The following is a 17,413-nucleotide window of genomic DNA, read 5'->3' as shown; positions in this document are numbered from 1 at the left end:
TGGTGGAACGTTTACGGTGTGGAATGAGCGCGGAAACCGGGTTCCGCGAAACGAATCAGTTCGCGCGCGGCACGCGCGCGGTGGTCGGCCTCGCTGACGCCGGCCGGGCGCTTGATCAGCCCGAAATCGGCCATCGCATAGGTCAGCGCACCGGCCAGGAAATCCAGGCGCCAATACAACTCTTCCTTGCTCAGGCCCGGCACGCAGGCGGCGATGGCCTTGCCGAATTCGCGCAGCACATGGCCGTAGTGATCGGACAGGAACTTGCGCAGGTTGTCGTTCTTTTCGGCGTAGGCACGTGCGATCACGCGCACGAACGCGCCGCCGCTCTGGCGGTCCTGCGCCATCGCCAGGGCAGGCTCGACGAAGGCTGCCAGCACCGCGGTGAGTTCGCCCGGATGCGTGCGCTTGGCAGCCTCCAGCTGCTGCAGCCGCGCGGTGGTCATCTCGTCCATGCGGCGCCGGAAGACCTCGTTGACCAGGTTCTCCTTGGAGCCGAAGTGGTAGTTGACCGCGGCGATATTGACGTCTGCCTGGGTGGTCAGCTGGCGCAGCGAGGTGCCGGCGAAGCCATGCTGGGCGAACAGCTCCTCGGCCGCGCCGAGAATGCGGTCCTTGGTGGAGAAGTGAGCGGGCTTGGGCATGCGCAGGGGTGGAACTCAATCAAACGATTGTTTGAGTCTACGGGCTGGAGACTGTGCCGGTCATGCGGCAATGCAGCACGATTCAGGAGGCGGTGTGCAAAGGTCTTCACTAAGAGATAGAATTGACCATCGCAAAGAAGCCTAAGCCCGCGTTTTGACGCGGGTTTTTTTCATGATAACCTCGGGTCTTCAAGTGGCCCGCCCAACGGAGATCTTCCCATGGCGCTGGAGCGCACCCTGTCCATCATCAAGCCCGATGCCGTCGCCAAGAACGTCATCGGCGAAATTTACAGCCGTTTCGAAAAGGCCGGCCTGAAGATCGTGGCCGCCAAGTACAAGCAGCTCTCGCGTCGCGAAGCCGAAGGCTTCTACGCCGTGCACCGCGAGCGTCCGTTCTTCAATGCGCTGGTCGAGTTCATGATTTCCGGCCCGGTGGTGATCCAGGCGCTGGAAGGCGAGAACGCCGTTGCTGCACACCGTGACCTGCTGGGCGCGACCAATCCCAAGGACGCTGCGCCGGGCACCATCCGCGCCGACTTCGCCGATTCGATCGATGCCAACGCCGCTCACGGCTCGGACTCGGTCGAGAACGCTGCCAACGAAGTCGCGTATTTCTTTGCCGCTACTGAAGTGGTCTCGCGCTGAGGCCGAGAGAGTCGAATCGTGAATGAGGTCGTGATCCCCTCCGTGCTGCAGGACGTCCCTGTCCGTACCCCGGAACTGCGCAAGCAGAACCTGCTCGACCTCGACCGCGAGGGACTGGAGCGCTTCTTCGCCGACACGCTCGGCGAAGCGCGTTACCGTGCCCATCAGGTGATGAAGTGGATTCACCATCGCTACGTCACCGATTTCGACCAGATGACGGACCTCGGCAAGGCGCTGCGTGCGAAATTGCACCAGCATGCCGAGGTCCTCGTCCCGACCGTTGTGTTCGACAAGCCTTCCACCGACGGCACCCACAAGTGGCTGCTGGCCATGGGCACCGACGGCAAGAACGCGATCGAGACGGTGTATATCCCCGACAAGGGCCGCGGCACGCTGTGCGTGTCCTCCCAGGTCGGTTGCGGCTTGAACTGCACCTTCTGTTCGACCGCCACCCAGGGCTTCAACCGCAACCTCACCACCGCCGAGATCGTCGGGCAGGTATGGGTGGCGGCGCGCCATCTGGGTAATGTGCCGCACCAGCAGCGTCGTCTCACCAATGTGGTGATGATGGGCATGGGCGAGCCATTGATGAATTTCGACAACGTCGTGCGCGCGATGAGCGTGATGCGCGACGATCTGGGCTATGGCCTGGCCAGCAAGCGAGTGACGCTGTCGACTTCCGGCCTGGTGCCGATGATCGACCGGCTGTCGACCGAAAGCGATGTCTCATTGGCCGTTTCGCTGCATGCCGCCAACGACGCGCTGCGCGAGAGCCTGGTGCCTTTGAACAAGAAGTACCCGATCGCCGAGCTGATGGAGTCTTGCGCGCGCTATCTGCGCGGCAACAAGAAGCGCGATTCGGTCACCTTCGAATACACCTTGATGAAGGGCATCAACGACCAGCCGGAGCATGCGCGTCAGCTGGCCCGCTTGATGCGTCAGTTCGACAATGCGGTGCAGTCCAAGGACGCCGGCAAGGTCAACTTGATCCCGTTCAATCCGTTCCCGGGCACGCGCTACGAGCGCTCTGGCGAGACGGAGATCCGTGCATTCCAGAAGATCCTGCTCGACGCGCAGGTGCTGACGATGGTTCGCCGCACGCGTGGCGACGATATCGACGCCGCGTGCGGGCAGCTCAAGGGGCAGGTCATGGACCGTACCCGTCGCCAGGCAGATTTCCTGCGCACACTGGAAGGCCAGGCCGATCGCGATGCGGCGGCGTGATCTCGCGTTAATGGCGGCCATGGCGATCGCGCTTGGCTTGGTCGGCTGCGGTGGTCGTAATGCCAAGGCCAGGAGTGTGGAACAGGTAGCGCCGAGTTACGATTTCCGTGACAGCGCAGCAACGCGTGATCGGATTGCATTGGAGCAAAGACTTGGTCTTGCGAACAATCGCCTGCAAAGTGGTGATTATGCCGCCGCCGAACAGTTGGTGCGTGAGGTTCTGAAAAAAACGCCCAATTCGGTTGATGCGTTGATGTTTCTGGGTGTGATTCAGCAGGGGCAGGGTAATCCGGCAGCAGGTGAGACGTATCGCCGTACCGCTGAACTCGCGCCCCAACGTGGCGATGTGTTGAACAACTATGGTGCTTGGCTGTGTGCGAACGGCCAGGCACTGGAGTCTCTGGCCTGGTTTGATCGTGCGCTGCAGGATTCGAACTACCCACCGGCACCGGCTTTGGCTAATGCGGGTGGATGCGCGCTGCAGTCTGGGCAATCGGAGCGCGCTGCACGCGATCTCCGTAAAGCGTTAGAACTGGATCCGGTCAGCGCATATGCGCTCGAATCAATGGCGCGCTACGAGGCCGGGCGAAAGACCTATTTCGAAGCCCGCGCGTTTATCGAAAGACGTCTTGCGGCTGCACCGGTCACTGCTTCCGTGTTACAACTCGCCATTCAGATTGAGCAAGGGCTCGGCGACAAGGTAGCCGCCGGCCGTTACCACCAGCGGTTGGTCAAGGAATTCCCTGACGCAGCGACCGCCAACCCCGGGGCCAATGCATTGTGATCAATGATTCCCATCCGAACCCTTTCGAGCAGGAAAAGGGCTGCGGACAGCATTTGCGCGAAGCGCGCGAAGCAGCAGGTCTGAGCTTGGAAGATGTCGCCGGCAAGCTACGCATGCCGGCACACGTGGTGCGTTCGTTGGAGCAGGAAGAATGGCAGCGCCTTGGCGCGCCGGTCTTTGTGCGCGGCCAGCTGCGCAGCTATGCGCGCCTGCTGCATGTGGACCTGGAGCCGCTGTTGCTGCAGGCGACCATTGCGCCTGTCGAACCGGTCACCCTGGTCAGCCATACGCACACGCCACGTGCGCGCCGCATTCTCGAAAGCACCGCACGCAAGGCGATGTATGTCGTCATCACCGGTGTGTTCGCCGTGCCGGTCTGGTATGCGACCCGCTCGCATCTGGATGGGAATGCTCCGAGTACGGTGTCGCTGGACAGCATGCCGGAAGCGGCAAACACCGGCACACCCGCCGCGGGTGCAACGCAGCCGGCCAATGCGCCACGCGAGCAACCCGCGCCGTACATCGCGTCGATGACGCCAGTGCCGCGGGCCACGCCCGACGTGGAGACGCCTGCAGCTGCGGCCGCCAGTGGCGGCAGTTTGTCGTTGAGTTTCAGCGGCGACAGCTGGGTGCAGATCCTGTCACCGGATGGCAGCGCGGTCGAAAAAGCGCTGGTGCGTGCCGGCGAACGGCGCAGCTATTCGCCGGGGCAGGTGGGTCGCATCGTGCTGGGCAATGCGTCGGCGGTAGAGGTTCAGCAAGGCGGCAGTATCGTCGATCTGAAACCGTTCCAGCGCGCTAACGTGGCCCGTTTTGCGGTATCCTCCGACGGCTCCGTGGTACCTGCTTCCGAGTGAAGCGGACTGCGGTTTTTCATTTTTCCCTATTGATGTTCCGCGCCTCCGGGACGACGGAGCGAGAGTACGCATGGCGATCGACGATCTGCTGGACGAACACGAACAAGGCGAACGCGTTCGTTCCTGGTTGAGAAAGAATGGCGCGGGTCTGGTGGGCGGCGTCGTGGTTGGCCTGGCCCTGATCCTGGGCTGGCAGTGGTGGCAGAAGCACACCAACACCCAATCGGTGGAAGCCAATACCCGCTACGAGGCGGTGGTGAAGTCGATCCAGGGCAAAGACCTGGACAAGGCCGCCAAAGAGATCGTGGCGCTCGACGACGGCAAGGGCGGTATTTACGCCGAGCTGGCTGCGCTGCGTCTGGCCAAGGCCCAGGTGGATGCCGGCAAGCACGCCGAAGCGATCAAGACATTGCGCGACGTGCCCGCCGAAGGCGAGCTCAAGCAGATCGTGCAGCAGCGCCTTGCGCGCGTGCTGACCGAAAGCGGCAAGCCGGACGAAGCGATCAAGCTGCTGGCCGATGCGCAGGACCACACCAGTCTGGAGATCCGCGCCGATGCGCTGGTTGTGCAGGGCAAGCCGGATGAAGCGCGTGCGCTCTACGCCAAGGCCCTGACCACGGTGGATGTGGCCTCGCCGCAGCGCCGTTTGCTCGAAACCAAGCTGATGGATGTGGGCGGCAAAGTGCCCAATCCGGCGGAGCCGATTTGATGAAGCAGGTTGATATGTACAAGCGCATTGCATTGATCGCCCTGATGGGCGTGTCGTTGGCGGGTTGCAGCACGGTCAAGGGCTGGTTTGCCGGGAAGGATGCTGCTGCCAAGAAGGCGCAGGAACCTGCCGAACTGGTCAAGTTCGAGCCCTCGGTCAAAGTGGACAAGCTGTGGTCTACCGGCGTCGGCAAGGGCGAGGGCCATATCGGTGTGCGTCAGCGTCCGGCCGTGGCCGATGGCAAGGTGTACGCCTCGGCGATCACCGGTGGCGTGGAGGCATTGGACCTGCAGACCGGCAAGCGCGTGTGGGAATACAAGCCCAAGAAAGAAGAGCGCAACGATCGCAAGTTCAAGCAGCGCCTGTCCGGTGGTCCCGGGGTTGGCGAAGGCCTGGTGGTGATCGGTACGCTGTCTGGCGACGTGATTGCGTTGAACCACGCCGATGGCACGGAAAAGTGGCGCGCCAAGGTACCGAACGAGGTCATCGCCGCACCAGCCATTGCGCAGGGTCTGGTGCTGGTGCGTAGCAACGATGGTCGCGTCAGTGCCTTCGACGCGACCACCGGCGAGCGCCGCTGGTTCCATGCCGAGGAAGGCCCGACCCTGTCGGTGCGCGGCAATGCGCCGATCGTGACCGGCCCGGGCGTGGTGTTCGTCGGCAACGACAGCGGCACCTTGAGTGCGCTGGCGCTGCAGGACGGCCGCCCGTTGTGGGAACAGGCCATCGGCGTGCCGGAAGGCCGTACCGAGCTGGAGCGCATGTCCGACGTGGATGGCGCACCGGTACTCGACGGCACCACGCTGTACGCAACCAGCTTCAAGAACGAAACCCTCGCACTGGAAGGCCCGAGTGGCCGTCCGCTGTGGACGCGCGATCACGGCGGCGCCGGTGGCGTTGGCGTGTCGTCCAGCGTGGTGGTGGTGTCGGATAACGCCGGCTCGGTGTGGGGCCTGGACAAGAGCAGCGGTGCGGCGATGTGGTCGCAGGCTGCGCTTGCACGGCGCTCCCTGACCGGTGTGGCCATCCAGGGCGATTACGCCGTGGTTGGCGATTACAAGGGTTATCTGCACTGGCTGAAACTCAGCGATGGTGCACTGGCCGCGCGCGCTCGCGCTGGACGCGACACGCTGCTGGCGCAGCCGATCGTCGTGGATGGCATTCTGTTGGTACAAAACACCGATGGCGATATCACCGCCTTCCGGTTGGCACAATAAGGACTTTGCGATGCTGCCCCTGGTCGCCCTGGTTGGACGGCCCAATGTCGGCAAGTCCACCATTTTCAATGCGCTGACGCGCACCCGTGACGCCCTGGTCCACGACCAGCCCGGCGTCACCCGCGACCGTAACTACGGGGTCTGCCGTCTCGATGAGGAGCGCCCCTTCATCGTCGTCGATACCGGCGGTATCGCCGGCGACGAGGAAGGTCTTGCCGGCGCCACCGCGCGTCAGGCACGTGCCGCTGCCGGCGAAGCCGATCTGGTGCTGTTCGTGGTCGATGGCCGCGAAGGCGCGTCATCGCTCGACGACGAGATCCTGGCCTGGCTGCGCAAGCTGGCGCGGCCGACCGTGCTGGTCATCAACAAGATCGACGGCACCGACGAAGAAACCGTGCGCTCGGAGTTCGCGCGCTACGGGTTCTCCGATGTGGTGGCGTTGTCTGCCGCGCATCGGCAGGGCATCGACGAACTACTGGAAGAAGTCGGTGCGCGCTTGCCTGCCGAAGGTGCCGGCGAGCTGCTGGATACCGACCCGGCGCGCGTGCGCATCGCCTTCGTCGGCCGCCCGAACGTGGGCAAGTCGACGCTGGTCAATCGCCTGCTCGGCGAAGAACGCATGATCGCCTCGGAAGTGCCGGGCACCACGCGTGACTCGATCGCCGTGGACATGGACCGCGACGGGCGTCAATACCGCTTGATCGATACGGCCGGCCTGCGTCGCCGTGGCAAGGTCGAGGAGGCGGTGGAGAAATTCAGCGCGTTCAAGACGCTGCAGGCGATCGAACAATGCCAGGTCGCGGTGCTGATGCTCGATGCCGGCGAAGGCGTCACCGATCAGGATGCGACCATTCTTGGCGCGATCCTGGACGCTGGCCGCGCGTTGGTCGTGGCGATCAACAAGTGGGACGGGCAGAGCGACTATCAGCGTGCGCAGGCCGAAGACCTGCTGTCGCGCAAGTTGGGCTTTGTCAGCTGGGCCGAGGCGGTGCGGATTTCCGCGCTGCATGGCTCGGGCATGCGCGAGCTGTTTCAGGCGATCCACCGCGCGCATGCCTCGGCGACGCATGAATTCAGCACCAGCGAAGTCAACCAGGCGCTGGAAATCGCCTACGAGACCAATCCGCCGCCGAGCATCCGTGGTCACGTCTCCAAACTGCGTTACGTGCATCCGGGTGGCGCAAATCCGCCGACCTTCATCGTGCATGGCACGCGTCTGAAAGTGTTGCCGGAGTCGTACAAGCGCTATCTGGAAAACTTCTTCCGCAAGCGTTTCAAGCTGGTCGGCACGCCGGTGCGTTTCATCTTCCGCGAAGGCGCCAATCCTTACGAGGGCAAGAAGAACACGCTCACCGAGCGGCAGGTGGCGCGCAAGCGGCGCTTGATGAAGCACGTCAAGGGCAAGTAGGCAGCGCTGCCGCGCCGGGCGTGGCGTGTCATCTTCGACGAGCTGGCATGCGTGGCGTGCTAGCTCCAGCTTGGGTTAAGTAACGCGCCTGGAAGCTGCCGTGTTCGTGCGGTTCGTGCTGGCCGCAGTGCCGGCCATGCTCTCTGACGGACAGGTGATCGTTCTGGTCGCCGCTCTGAGCCGGCATGGCGCACTGGTATCCTGCGCGCCATGACCGACTATCCCTCCCGCATTCCGTATGCGCAGGCGCTGCAGATTCTGCAGGCCGTTGCGGCCCAAAACCGCCCGCCCGATGAAAACATCGCCACCTCGCGTGCCGATGGGCGGATTTCCGCTGCCGATCTGATTGCACCGCTGGCACTACCGCCATTCGCCAACAGTGCGATGGACGGCTTTGCGTTGCGGCATGCCGATGTCGCTGGCGGCGATGCGTCGTTGCAACTGGTCGGCGAGCAATTCGCTGGCGAGCGTTGGACCGGCACCCTCAGCGCAGGGCAATGTCTGCGTATCACCACCGGCGCGCCGCTGCCCGATGGCGCCGACACCGTGATCCCGAAGGAAGATGCAGACGAGCGCGATGGTGTAGTGCGCTTCCGCACGATGCCTGCGTTGGGCGCGGCGGTGCGTCTGGCCGGCAGCGATGTGCGTGCGGGCGATCTGGTGATCCAGGCCGGACAGGTGTTGACGCCTGCCCGCATCGGGCTGGCGGCGGCGCTCGGGCTGTCGCGGCTTGCGGTGGCGCCGCGGCCCACCATTGCGGTACTGGCCACCGGTGACGAGCTGGTAGAGCCTGGCATGCCGTTGGGGCCGGGGCAGATCTACAACAGCAACCGCGACATGCTGATGGCGCAGTTGCGGGCACTGGGCTACGCGCCGACGGCGTGGCCGACCTTGCCGGATGATCCGCAGCGGATCCGCACCATGCTGGAAGATGCAGCCGCTGCATTCGATGTGGTGATCACCTGCGGCGGCGTCTCGGCGGGGGAAAAGGATTATCTGCCCCAGTTGATCGGCGAACTGGGCCGTATCCACTTCTGGCGCGTGCGTATGCGCCCGGGCATGCCGGCGGTGCTGGGGCAGATCGGCCGCTGTCTGGTGCTGGGTTTGCCGGGCAATCCGGTGTCGGTGCTGGCGACGCTGATCGCCTACGGTGTGCCGCTGCTGGATGGATTGCAGGGACGCAGCGAACCGCGTCCGGTGTGGCATGCAGCGCTGGCAGGCCCGTGGGACAAACGCCACGAACGCCTGGAGTTTTTGCGCGGGCGCCTGGAGTGCGGCGAGGACGGGCGGTTGACTGCGCTGCCGCATCGCGGCGATGCGTCGCATCTGTTGCGTGGTGCGGCCGATAGCAATGCACTGATCGTGTTGCCTGAGCAGGCACGACGCTTCGAGGCAGGCGAGATCGTGCGGGTGATTCCCTACGCGCTTTGATCGCTCACTGGAGCAGTGGCGAACAACACGTGGCGATAGCTCTCACGCGCGTGTGCGGCAAGCGTGTAGGCGGCAGGTCGAAGCGCTGCGGCCGGGCGGTGTGCCATGACGGCCGCTCAGGCCTGGCTGACGCTGCGCAGTCGATTTAAGTGCCGCTTTCAGCCGACTGCGCTGCCGCAGAACGCGGCGTAGTCGGCATAGCCGGGGAACGCGGTGCCAGGCGCGCAGACCGGGCAATGCGGATCGGGTGGCAGACGGATTTCGCGAAAGCGCATGGCCAAGGCATCGAAGCTGAGCAGGCGCCCGGCCAGGCTGTCGCCGATCCCCAGCAGCAACTTGATCGCCTCGCTGGCTTGCAGCAATCCGATGACGCCAGGCAGCACGCCGAGGACACCAGCGTCGGCGCAGCTGGGCGCAAACTCCGGCGGTGGCGGTTCTGGGAACAGGCAGCGATAGCAGGGCGCATGACCGCGGTTGCGGCCGGCATCGAACACACTCAATTGCCCTTCGAACTGCTGCACTGCGCCGTAGACCAACGGTTTGCCGAGTTTGACGCAGGCATCGTTGAGCAGATACCGCGCAGGAAAGTTGTCCGCACCGTCGATCACCACATCCACGTCCTGCAGCAATGCTTCGACATTGCTGGCGGTGACGCGTGTCTGCAGCGCGTCGACCTGCACGCGTGGGTTGAGTGCGGCGATGCGCTGCGCAGCCGAGGCGACTTTCGCGATACCCACGCTGTCTTCGGTGTGCAGAATCTGGCGCTGCAGATTGCTGCGATCCACCATATCGTCGTCGGCGATGCGCAGATGGCCGATACCGGCAGCGGCAAGATAAAACGCAGCCGGCGAGCCAAGCCCGCCCGCGCCGACCAGCAATACGCGCGCGCGCGCCAGCCGCTGCTGGCCTTCCAGACCGACCTGCGGCAGGCGTAGATGGCGCGAATAGCGCTCTAGAAAATCCTGTTCGTCCGCCGGAAGCGAGGGGCGCACCAGCGGCAGGCCGTCGTTCGTCCACGCGGTGGTGCCGCCGAGTACCGAAGACACCGTTGTATAGCCGTGCGCACGCAGCACCTCGGCCGTCTGCGCCGAGCGCTTGCCGCTTTGGCAGATCACTACGATCTCGCGTGTGTGCTCGGGCAGATGCCGTGCGGGTGCAGTTTCCAGATCGCTCTGCACGATGGCCAGTGCGCCTTCGGCCTGGCCGCTGGCGCGTTCGTGCAGTTGCCGGATATCGATCAACAAGGCGCCCTGCATGGCACGAGCGCGGGCGTCGGCGGGAGTGATGTCGTGGCTGCTCATCCCGCTATTGTCGCGCAAACCCAGACACGGCGATGTGCTGGCTGGCGGCGTTGGCATCAGGCTCACCGAGGTCGCGGTAGCGTGGACGCAAAAGGAGACCAGTCATGACCCCCGAGATCGATGCGCAACTGAAACACCTCGCCGACGAATTGCCCGATATCCGACGCCAGCACCCGGATGATTTCTGGGATGTCTTCCATGCACGTGCGGAGACGATCACAGCGAAGGCCGATTCGACAGAACAAGCCGCACAGATCGTCAAGCGGATCGACGAGATGCTGGCGGCCCAGCAGCTCGGGCCTGCGGACCCTGGAGCTTGACTAAGCGTTTCGCGCTGCGAGGCCGACAAAACCGGTTCGGCAGTGCTTGCTGCTTCGGCATTCACTGCTGAGCTAACTGTGCGGCATGGCCTTCACATGGGCGGGGTAAGCAGAGGCTTCACCTCGCTTGAGCATCGGCTTCATGCGGCTGCAGCCATTGTCGTTACCTTACGCAAAGGGCCGCTCGCATTCCCATGTCAGCCACCACACGCAAGATCGCCACCTTCAACGTCAATGGCATCCACAGCCGGCTGCCACATCTGCTGGAATGGCTGCAGCGCGAGCAACCGGATATCGTCGGCTTGCAGGAGCTCAAAGCCACGCAGGAGGCGTTTCCGGAACAGGCGATCCGTGACGCCGGCTATGGGGTGATCTGGCAGGGCGAGAAGTCGTGGAACGGTGTGGCCCTGCTTGCACGGGGCGCAGACCCGGTGGAGATTCGTCGCGGCCTGCCGTGGGACCCAGGCGATAGGCAAAGCCGCTATCTGGAAGCTGCGATTCATGGCGTGGTGGTGGCGTGTCTGTATCTGCCCAACGGCAATCCGCAGCCGGGGCCGAAGTTCGATTACAAGCTCGCCTGGTTTCAGCGCTTGATCCGCCATGCCAAGACCTTGGTCGAGTTGCCGCATCCGGTGGCCTTGATCGGCGATTTCAACGTGGTGCCGACCGATGCGGATATCTACGACCCCAAGGGCTGGCGCAAGGATGCGTTGCTGCAGCCCGAAAGTCGCCAGGCATATGCAGCGCTGTTACAGCAAGGCTGGACCGACAGCTTGCTGGCCGTGCATGGCGATACACCCATCTATACGTTCTGGGATTATTTTCGCCAGCACTTTGCGCGTGACCGCGGCTTGCGTATCGATCATCTACTGCTCAATCGCACGCTGGCGCCCGGCTTGCAGGATGCCGGCGTGGATAAGTGGGTGCGCGCCCTGGAGAAGGCCAGCGACCATGCGCCGACCTGGATCAGCGTGGGTGTGCCGGATGCAGTTGCAGAGACAGTGGTGGAGACCGAGGCTGCGTCGAAGCCGCGCAAGCGTGCGGCTGTGAAAAAAACGCCTGTGCGCGCGACGGAAAAGAAAAGCGTATCGAAGGCCACCGCCAAGAAGGCTGCAGCAAAAAAACCGATGCAGCGCACTGCCAAGCCGCGCAAGGCAGCCAAGCGCGTCAGCTGATGCCACGCAGCTGGCGATGCTTGATCCGTTGCAGCACATAGCCGGTGATGGCGGTCAGCAGGATCAGTGCATTGCTGACGATAAATACCGCATTGCCGACCAGATAGCTGTAAACGATAAACAACACCGAGGCGCTGATCTGACCGACAAACAACCAGCGCGAGACGCCCTGTGCCGCAGGCGACTGCCATTGCTTGTAAATCTGGCGGATCAAGGTTGCGATCAGAATGGCGCTGGCGAGCCAGCCAACAAGGTCGACGAATTGCATGGTGTGCAAAGATGAAAAAACTACCTGCAAGTGTGCGGCGCAGCGTGTTGACGATGCGTTCGAGCAGCGTCGAGCGCTGGGGTGATCGCGTGATCGGTCACTGGTGCATTCGCCGTCGCGGCATGCCTGTACCAGCCGCGCTGGAGGCCGGTATCCTAGCCAGGTCATCCATCGGTCGGCAGTCGCCTTGCTCATGATCAGCTACGCCGAAGCCCTTGCACTGATCCATCAGCAGGTCGCCACACAGGCCACCGAGTGGGTGGACAGTGCGGACGCGCAAGGCCGCGTGCTTGCGCAGGCATTGTCGAGCCCGGCCGAGCTGCCGGCTTTCGACAACAGTGCGATGGATGGATTTGCGTTGGTCACCGATGGCCGCGGTGCAATGACCGCAAGTGAGCACGCGGTCGGTGGCACCGTTGCCGCAGGCGAAGATGCCGGTGGCATTACGGCAGGCGCGGCCTGGGAAATCATGACCGGTGCCGGCTTGCCTGCAGGTGCGGATGCCGTGGTGCCGATCGAACAGGTGGAGCTGCTGGCGCATGACGGCGCACGCCCCAGCCGCATCCGGCTGCGCGTCGATGTGCGTGCGGGCCAGCACATTCGCCGACGCGGTGAGGATGTGGCCTTGCACGATCGCGTGATCGAGGCCGGTACGGTGCTGCGCGCTGCGCATCTGATGCTGTTGGCCGGGCTGGGCTGCGCGCGCGTGCAGGTGGTGCGGCGCCCGCGTGTGGCCTTGATCGCAACCGGCCGCGAATTGGTCGGCGATCCTGCGCAGCCGCTGCAGCCCGGCCAGATCCGCGATGGCACCAGCAGCTATCTGCTCAGTCAGTTGCAGGCTGCGGGTGCGGAGCTGGTATGGCGCGGTCAGGTGGGAGATGACGCTGCCGCCTTCGATGCGGCGCTCGCGCAAGCGCGACATGCGGGAGCCGACGTGATTCTGAGCACCGGTGCGGTGTCGCGTGGTCGCTACGATTTCGTGCCGGATGCGTTGGCGCGACATGGGGCGGCGTTGCTATTTCATAAGGTGGCGGTGCGGCCAGGCAAGCCGGTGTTGTTGGCGCGCTTTGCGGACGGCGCGCTGTATTTCGGTTTGCCAGGCAACCCGATGGCCAGCGCTGCCGGGCTACGCTTTTTTGTCGAGCCGGCCTTGCGTGATTTGCTTGGCATGCCTGCGGAGCGCGGTTTGCGTGTTGCGCTGCACACACCGATGCACGCACGACCGATCTGGCGGCAGCACCTGCGCGCGCGTTTGAACTGCGGCGATGCCGGTGTGATGTGCGTGCAGATCTTGCCGCAGCAAGAGTCGTTTCGCGTGGCGCCGTTGTTGCAGGCCAATGTGTGGGCGGTGCTTGAGCCGCAGGACGATGGCGCCGCGCCCAGTACGACGGCGCAGGTGTTCGGCCTGGGGCATCTGCAGCCGGCTGCACCGGCGATTGCGCCATGAGCGTGCGTTGGCCTACAGCGCGACGCAGTGCCTGCGGGCAGGCGGCATGACCGCCACACACCCGTGGATCGGTGTGGTGCTGGCAGGCGGCCGTTCCTCGCGCATGGGCCAGGACAAGGCGCTGCTGCCGTGGCGCGGGCGTCCATTGGTTGCGCATATGCAGGCGTTGCTGCGCGATGCAGGCGCGCTGGACGTAGTGATCAGTGGTGATCGTCCTGGCTATGCAGGGATTGCCGATGCGCAGCCGGATCTGGGGCCGCTCGGTGGTCTGGCCAGCGTGATCGAGCATGTGGCCGACGCGACGACCTTGATAGTGGTGCCGGTCGACATGCCGCTGTTGTCCAAACCCTTGCTGGATCGACTGCTGGCGCCACCAGACCAACGCTGCGTCGCCTTCGAAGACGAAATGTTGCCGATGCGTGTGTGCGTGGATGGCGTTGTGCGTGAGGTACTTTCGGCATTGATGGCCGGCGCTGCATCGTCACGCTCGCTGCGCGCCTTGCAGCGTTCACTGCAGTGCCATCGCGTGGCTGTCACCGCCAGCGAACGCGGCGCGTTCGTCAATTGCAATACGCCCGAGCAGTGGAGTCAGCTCAGTCATGAAAATCCAGATTGAAGGTCAGCAGCTGCGCTTTCGCATCGACGAAGCCGAATTGGCCGAGTTGCTTGCCGGGCGCACGGTCGATAACGAAAGCCGCTTGCCGAGCGGGCAGGGCGCGCGATTGGTGCGCCACAGCGTGAGCCTGACCGGCGGTCACGCGGCCTGCAACTGCGCCACCGATCATTGGCAGTTGTCGGTGCCGCGCGATGCGCTGGAGGAGCATGCACGGCAGTTGCCCAGCCGCGACGGGCTGAGTTTCAGCTTCGATGCCGGGGCTGGCCATGCCGAACACACGGCGTTGCGCGTGACCTTCGATATCGACGTGCGCGACAGTGCGCGCAAGCGGTTTCCAAAAGCGTGATCCAGCTACGGCCGCAGGTGCGTGCCGCTTATGCGTTGGCGTGCATGTGCATGGCAATGCCGGGCACACGATTACATGCCAGGCCCCGCGCATGCAGCGCTGCTTCAATCGCAGCAGCATCGGCATCGCTGTAGCCGGCGCCGCTGCGCAATGCGACCACGTGCAGGCCTTCTGTCGCCAGTTCCAGCAACAGATGCTGTTGTGCATCGGTATCGCGCGGCAAGGTGCGGCGTTCGGCATCGCGACGCGCCAGTTCCAGCACCGCATCGGGGATGTCGTCGCCGATCAGCAGCACGTCGGCCAGATTCATCGCGCGTAGCGCTTTCAAGGTGAGCAGGCCGGGATCGCCCGGGCCGGTGCCGACCAGTTGCACGCTGCCACGCGCCGGCACCGCCCCGGCATCGTCCAGTGCCGCGGTGAACGCGGTTTCGGCGGCGTCGTCGTTGCCGGCTTGCAGCAGCAACGGCACTTCGCCATCGATGACGCGATCGAACCAGCGCCTGCGCCGATTCATATCGGGGAACTGGCTGCGGATGCGCTCGCGGTGACGCGCAAATAGTCCAGCGAAGCGGCCGACCGAGGCATCCAGCTCGCGCTCCAGCCGTTCGCGCAGACGCCGTGCCAGCATCGGGGCAGCGCCTGCGGAGGAGATGGCGATGACCAGCGGGTCGCGGTCCACGATCGCCGGCACCTGGTAGGTCGACAGCTCTGCATCGTCCACCACATTGACCAGGCGCTGGCGCGCGCCGGCGGCAGCGGCGACACGTTGATTCAACTCGCCATCGTCGGTGGCGGCGACCACCAGCCACACGTCGTCGATCCAGGCTGGATCGAATTCGCCGCCCAACTGCTCGAAGCGACCGGCTTGCATCAGCACTGCGAGTTCGGGCGAGAGCGCATGCGCATACAGACGGATCTGCGCGCCGGCCTTGAGCAGGGCGAGCACCTTGCGCGTGGCGACCTCGCCACCGCCGATCACCAACACGGGGCGCGCTTGCAGGTTTGCGAACAACGGGAACAACGGCATCAGACAGACTCCGAAAAGATGACTCGCACCGACAGCATGTTGCATGGCACCATCCAGCCACGTCCACGCCTCGCTGCCGCCAATGCGTGTTTTGCTAGTCAACGATACCGAAAAGCCGATTGGCGAACTGCGCCAGGCATTGACGCGCGCCGGTTATACGGTGCTCGACGATGTGGCCTCGGTCGGTGCGTTGTTGCATGCGGTGCAGAGCCAACAGCCGGATGTGGTGGTGATCGATGTGGACTCGCCTTCGCGCGATACCTTGGAGCAACTGTCGATGCTGCACGCCCATGCGCCGCGCCCGGTGGTGATGTTTTCCGGCGACGGCGACGATGCGTTGATCCATGCGGCCGTCGGCGCAGGCGTCACCGCGTACGTGGTCGATGGCCTGGCACCGGCGCGGCTGGCGCCGATCGTGCAGGTGGCGCTTGCCCGATTCGCGCAGGAAAGCAGCATGCGCAGACGTCTGGACGATGTGCAGCAGGCGCTGCAGGACCGCAAGCAGATCGATCGCGCCAAGGGCCTGCTGATGGAAAAACGTGGCCTGAGCGAGGCCGACGCCTACGCGGCGCTGCGCCAGCAAGCGATGAAGCAGGGCGTCAAACTGGCCGAAGTGGCGCGACGCATCGTGGCCATGGCCGAGCTGTTGGGATGAACACATGAGCCAAGCCAACCTCCCCGTATTGCGCGTGGCCTACATGCCGCTGATCGATTGCGCACCGCTGATCGCGGCGCAACGGCTGGGCCTGGACCGTGCGCATGGCTTGCAGTTGGAGCTGCAGCGTCAGGCGTCGTGGGCCGGCGTGCGCGACCGTCTGCTGGCCGGCGAGGTCGATGCGGCGCATGCCCTGGCCAGCCTGGTGTATGCGATCGATCTCGGCATTGCCGGGCCGCAATGCCCGATGGCGTTGTTGATGACGCTCAACCACAACGGCCAGGCGATCACGCTGGCACCTGCGCTCGCGCAGGCCTTGGCCGATGGTCACGCGTTGCCGCAGGTGCTTGCCGGTCTGGGCCGCCGTGCGGTGTTTGCGCAGACCTTTCCCACCGGTACGCATGCGTTGTGGTTGTATTACTGGCTGGCCGCGTGCGGGGTGGACCCGATGCGCGATGTGGAGGTGCTCAGCATTCCGCCGCCGCAGATGCCCGAGGCCTTGGCTAGCGGGCTGGTCGATGGCTATTGCTCCGGCGAGCCATGGGCCGCAGTGGCCGAGGCGCAGGGCAGCGGTCGCCGCGTGATCCGCAGTGGGGAGTTGTGGGCGGGGCATCCGGAAAAAGTGCTGGCCTGCCGGCGCGAGTTCGCCGCGCTGCAACCGGAGTTGACCGAGCGGCTGACCGCCTGCGTGCTGGAGGCCTGCCGCTGGCTGGATGCGGCGCCGGGCAATCGCGCGCAATGTGCGCAGTGGTTGGCCGAGCCGCAGCATATCGGTGTGTCGGCTGCGCATCTGGCGGCTTGTATGGACGCCGATATCGAGATTCATGCGAACGATGCGACGGCGCTGGCCTTTCATCGCAATGGTGCGGTGAACATGCCGTGGCTGTCGGACGGCGAGTGGTTCCTGACCCAGTTTCAGCGTTGGGGCTGGCATGACATCCACGACGATGACATCGCGCGGCTGCGCGATATCCATCGGCTGGACAACTATCGGCGCGCGGCAGCCCGCGTGGGTGTGGCTGTGCCGGACGACGATCACCGCGGTAATCGGTTGTTCGATGCGCTCTAGGGCGAATGACTAAATCACTGTGCAGTCGCTAGCTTAGAACACGTTGTCGGCAAGGCAACCAGCATGGTGCCGCATGCACTCCTTACTCCTATGCATGCCCGTAGTCACCTGAGGTCTGTGTCGGTTTTAGAGCGGTTGATCTGCGACTTGGTTGCAGGGCCCTTGCCCGCCCACCATCGCGGGACACGCCGCAAGTACGTCCATGTAGGCTCTTACGCGGCATCCATGCCGCGTAAGGTCCCGCGACGGTGGGCGGGCAAGGACCAGTGG

The 17,413-nt window shown here is 64.4% G+C and carries 19 protein-coding genes; 15 read left to right on the top strand and 4 right to left on the bottom strand.

Annotated features, from left to right (window positions below):
* Positions 1-11: 11 nt before the first annotated feature.
* Positions 12-644 carry a TetR/AcrR family transcriptional regulator gene (locus tag ABS769_RS12925; RefSeq protein WP_317062059.1) on the bottom strand — a complete coding sequence of 211 codons (633 nt, stop codon included), beginning with the start codon at positions 642-644 and terminating at the stop codon, positions 12-14.
* Between the two features lie 219 nt (positions 645-863).
* Here ABS769_RS12925 and ndk point away from each other — a divergent pair, with 219 nt between their 5' ends.
* The 8 genes from ndk to ABS769_RS12885 all read left to right on the top strand — a co-directional run bounded on the left by ndk (position 864) and on the right by ABS769_RS12885 (position 8,919).
* On the top strand, positions 864-1,289 hold the full coding sequence (ndk, locus tag ABS769_RS12920) for a nucleoside-diphosphate kinase (protein WP_006448732.1): 426 nt from the start codon (positions 864-866) through the stop codon (positions 1,287-1,289).
* Between the two features lie 18 nt (positions 1,290-1,307).
* Complete coding sequence (gene rlmN / locus ABS769_RS12915) at positions 1,308-2,513, top strand: 23S rRNA (adenine(2503)-C(2))-methyltransferase RlmN (RefSeq protein ID WP_023903986.1); 1,206 nt, start codon at positions 1,308-1,310, stop codon at positions 2,511-2,513.
* A gap of 10 nt (positions 2,514-2,523) precedes the next feature.
* On the top strand, positions 2,524-3,297 hold the full coding sequence (locus tag ABS769_RS12910) for a tetratricopeptide repeat protein (RefSeq protein WP_317062070.1): 774 nt from the start codon (positions 2,524-2,526) through the stop codon (positions 3,295-3,297).
* Positions 3,294-4,154 (top strand): RodZ domain-containing protein, encoded by an 861-nt coding sequence (locus ABS769_RS12905; RefSeq protein WP_317062058.1) that lies wholly within the window; start codon positions 3,294-3,296, stop codon positions 4,152-4,154. The genes ABS769_RS12910 and ABS769_RS12905 overlap by 4 nt, the downstream gene beginning before the upstream one ends.
* A 70-nt stretch (positions 4,155-4,224) precedes the next feature.
* Positions 4,225-4,863 (top strand): YfgM family protein, encoded by a 639-nt coding sequence (locus ABS769_RS12900; RefSeq protein ID WP_023903989.1) that lies wholly within the window; start codon positions 4,225-4,227, stop codon positions 4,861-4,863.
* On the top strand, positions 4,863-6,080 hold the full coding sequence (gene bamB / locus ABS769_RS12895; protein ID WP_317062057.1) for an outer membrane protein assembly factor BamB: 1,218 nt from the start codon (positions 4,863-4,865) through the stop codon (positions 6,078-6,080). The genes ABS769_RS12900 and bamB overlap by 1 nt, the downstream gene beginning before the upstream one ends.
* A gap of 10 nt (positions 6,081-6,090) precedes the next feature.
* A complete protein-coding gene (der, locus tag ABS769_RS12890) occupies positions 6,091-7,488 on the top strand; it encodes a ribosome biogenesis GTPase Der (protein WP_006448726.1) in 1,398 nt (465 codons plus the stop codon).
* 210 nt (positions 7,489-7,698) lie between these two features.
* Positions 7,699-8,919, top strand: coding sequence for a molybdopterin molybdotransferase MoeA (locus ABS769_RS12885; protein WP_317062056.1), 1,221 nt, complete (start codon positions 7,699-7,701; stop codon positions 8,917-8,919).
* Between the two features lie 158 nt (positions 8,920-9,077).
* Here the strand turns inward: ABS769_RS12885 and moeB are convergent, their stop codons facing one another.
* Positions 9,078-10,277: a molybdopterin-synthase adenylyltransferase MoeB gene (gene moeB, locus ABS769_RS12880; protein ID WP_317062055.1), complete on the bottom strand. Its 1,200-nt coding sequence runs from the start codon at positions 10,275-10,277 to the stop codon at positions 9,078-9,080.
* 47 nt (positions 10,278-10,324) lie between these two features.
* Here moeB and ABS769_RS12875 point away from each other — a divergent pair, with 47 nt between their 5' ends.
* On the top strand, positions 10,325-10,540 hold the full coding sequence (locus ABS769_RS12875) for a hypothetical protein (protein WP_317062054.1): 216 nt from the start codon (positions 10,325-10,327) through the stop codon (positions 10,538-10,540).
* A gap of 194 nt (positions 10,541-10,734) precedes the next feature.
* Complete coding sequence (gene xth, locus ABS769_RS12870) at positions 10,735-11,715, top strand: exodeoxyribonuclease III (RefSeq protein WP_317062053.1); 981 nt, start codon at positions 10,735-10,737, stop codon at positions 11,713-11,715.
* Here the strand turns inward: xth and ABS769_RS12865 are convergent.
* Positions 11,708-11,983 carry a hypothetical protein gene (locus ABS769_RS12865; protein WP_115038990.1) on the bottom strand — a complete coding sequence of 92 codons (276 nt, stop codon included), beginning with the start codon at positions 11,981-11,983 and terminating at the stop codon, positions 11,708-11,710. The genes xth and ABS769_RS12865 overlap by 8 nt on opposite strands.
* Before the next feature lie 193 nt (positions 11,984-12,176).
* Here ABS769_RS12865 and ABS769_RS12860 point away from each other — a divergent pair, with 193 nt between their 5' ends.
* Genes ABS769_RS12860 through ABS769_RS12850 form a run of 3 tightly spaced genes read left to right on the top strand, consistent with a single transcriptional unit; the run spans position 12,177 to position 14,392 of the window.
* Entirely contained in the window at positions 12,177-13,430 is a 1,254-nt protein-coding gene (locus tag ABS769_RS12860; RefSeq protein ID WP_350498175.1) for a molybdopterin molybdotransferase MoeA, read from the top strand.
* A 46-nt stretch (positions 13,431-13,476) separates the two neighbouring features.
* Positions 13,477-14,046 (top strand): molybdenum cofactor guanylyltransferase, encoded by a 570-nt coding sequence (gene mobA, locus ABS769_RS12855; protein WP_317062051.1) that lies wholly within the window; start codon positions 13,477-13,479, stop codon positions 14,044-14,046.
* Positions 14,030-14,392: a hypothetical protein gene (locus ABS769_RS12850; protein ID WP_006448716.1), complete on the top strand. Its 363-nt coding sequence runs from the start codon at positions 14,030-14,032 to the stop codon at positions 14,390-14,392. Before mobA ends, ABS769_RS12850 begins: the two co-directional genes overlap by 17 nt.
* Before the next feature lie 28 nt (positions 14,393-14,420).
* Here ABS769_RS12850 and ABS769_RS12845 read toward each other — a convergent pair whose 3' ends face one another.
* The gene (locus ABS769_RS12845) at positions 14,421-15,419 is read right to left on the bottom strand and encodes an NAD(P)-dependent oxidoreductase (RefSeq protein WP_317062050.1); all 999 of its coding nucleotides are present in this window, start codon (positions 15,417-15,419) and stop codon (positions 14,421-14,423) included.
* Positions 15,420-15,501: 82 nt separating this feature from the next.
* Between ABS769_RS12845 and ABS769_RS12840 the strand changes: the two genes are divergently transcribed.
* On the top strand, positions 15,502-16,074 hold the full coding sequence (locus tag ABS769_RS12840; RefSeq protein WP_317062049.1) for an ANTAR domain-containing response regulator: 573 nt from the start codon (positions 15,502-15,504) through the stop codon (positions 16,072-16,074).
* 4 nt (positions 16,075-16,078) lie between these two features.
* Positions 16,079-17,143: a CmpA/NrtA family ABC transporter substrate-binding protein gene (locus ABS769_RS12835; protein WP_317062048.1), complete on the top strand. Its 1,065-nt coding sequence runs from the start codon at positions 16,079-16,081 to the stop codon at positions 17,141-17,143.
* Positions 17,144-17,413: the final 270 nt, after the last annotated feature.

It is taken from the genome of Xanthomonas hortorum (genome assembly GCF_040279205.1).
GTDB lineage: Bacteria > Pseudomonadota > Gammaproteobacteria > Xanthomonadales > Xanthomonadaceae > Xanthomonas > Xanthomonas hortorum_F.
The sequence above is the reverse complement of the archived record's forward strand: the minus strand, read 5'-3'. Positions and strand labels throughout refer to the sequence as shown.

What these genes read in the sequence shown, in the direction of transcription:
- ABS769_RS12925 (WP_317062059.1), bottom strand. Translation starts at nt 644, where the DNA reads ATGCCCAAGCCCGCTCACTTCTCCACCAAGGACCGCATTCTCGGCGCG.
- ABS769_RS12845 (WP_317062050.1), bottom strand. Translation starts at nt 15,419, where the DNA reads ATGCCGTTGTTCCCGTTGTTCGCAAACCTGCAAGCGCGCCCCGTGTTG.
- ABS769_RS12885 (WP_317062056.1), top strand. Translation starts at nt 7,699, where the DNA reads ATGACCGACTATCCCTCCCGCATTCCGTATGCGCAGGCGCTGCAGATT.
- moeB (WP_317062055.1), bottom strand. Translation starts at nt 10,277, where the DNA reads ATGCCAACGCCGCCAGCCAGCACATCGCCGTGTCTGGGTTTGCGCGAC.
- mobA (WP_317062051.1), top strand. Translation starts at nt 13,477, where the DNA reads ATGACCGCCACACACCCGTGGATCGGTGTGGTGCTGGCAGGCGGCCGT.
- ABS769_RS12860 (WP_350498175.1), top strand. Translation starts at nt 12,177, where the DNA reads ATGATCAGCTACGCCGAAGCCCTTGCACTGATCCATCAGCAGGTCGCC.
- ABS769_RS12835 (WP_317062048.1), top strand. Translation starts at nt 16,079, where the DNA reads ATGAGCCAAGCCAACCTCCCCGTATTGCGCGTGGCCTACATGCCGCTG.
- ABS769_RS12840 (WP_317062049.1), top strand. Translation starts at nt 15,502, where the DNA reads ATGCGTGTTTTGCTAGTCAACGATACCGAAAAGCCGATTGGCGAACTG.
- ABS769_RS12910 (WP_317062070.1), top strand. Translation starts at nt 2,524, where the DNA reads ATGGCGGCCATGGCGATCGCGCTTGGCTTGGTCGGCTGCGGTGGTCGT.
- ndk (WP_006448732.1), top strand. Translation starts at nt 864, where the DNA reads ATGGCGCTGGAGCGCACCCTGTCCATCATCAAGCCCGATGCCGTCGCC.
- xth (WP_317062053.1), top strand. Translation starts at nt 10,735, where the DNA reads ATGTCAGCCACCACACGCAAGATCGCCACCTTCAACGTCAATGGCATC.
- ABS769_RS12875 (WP_317062054.1), top strand. Translation starts at nt 10,325, where the DNA reads ATGACCCCCGAGATCGATGCGCAACTGAAACACCTCGCCGACGAATTG.
- der (WP_006448726.1), top strand. Translation starts at nt 6,091, where the DNA reads ATGCTGCCCCTGGTCGCCCTGGTTGGACGGCCCAATGTCGGCAAGTCC.
- ABS769_RS12850 (WP_006448716.1), top strand. Translation starts at nt 14,030, where the DNA reads ATGAAAATCCAGATTGAAGGTCAGCAGCTGCGCTTTCGCATCGACGAA.
- ABS769_RS12865 (WP_115038990.1), bottom strand. Translation starts at nt 11,983, where the DNA reads ATGCAATTCGTCGACCTTGTTGGCTGGCTCGCCAGCGCCATTCTGATC.
- ABS769_RS12900 (WP_023903989.1), top strand. Translation starts at nt 4,225, where the DNA reads ATGGCGATCGACGATCTGCTGGACGAACACGAACAAGGCGAACGCGTT.
- bamB (WP_317062057.1), top strand. Translation starts at nt 4,863, where the DNA reads ATGAAGCAGGTTGATATGTACAAGCGCATTGCATTGATCGCCCTGATG.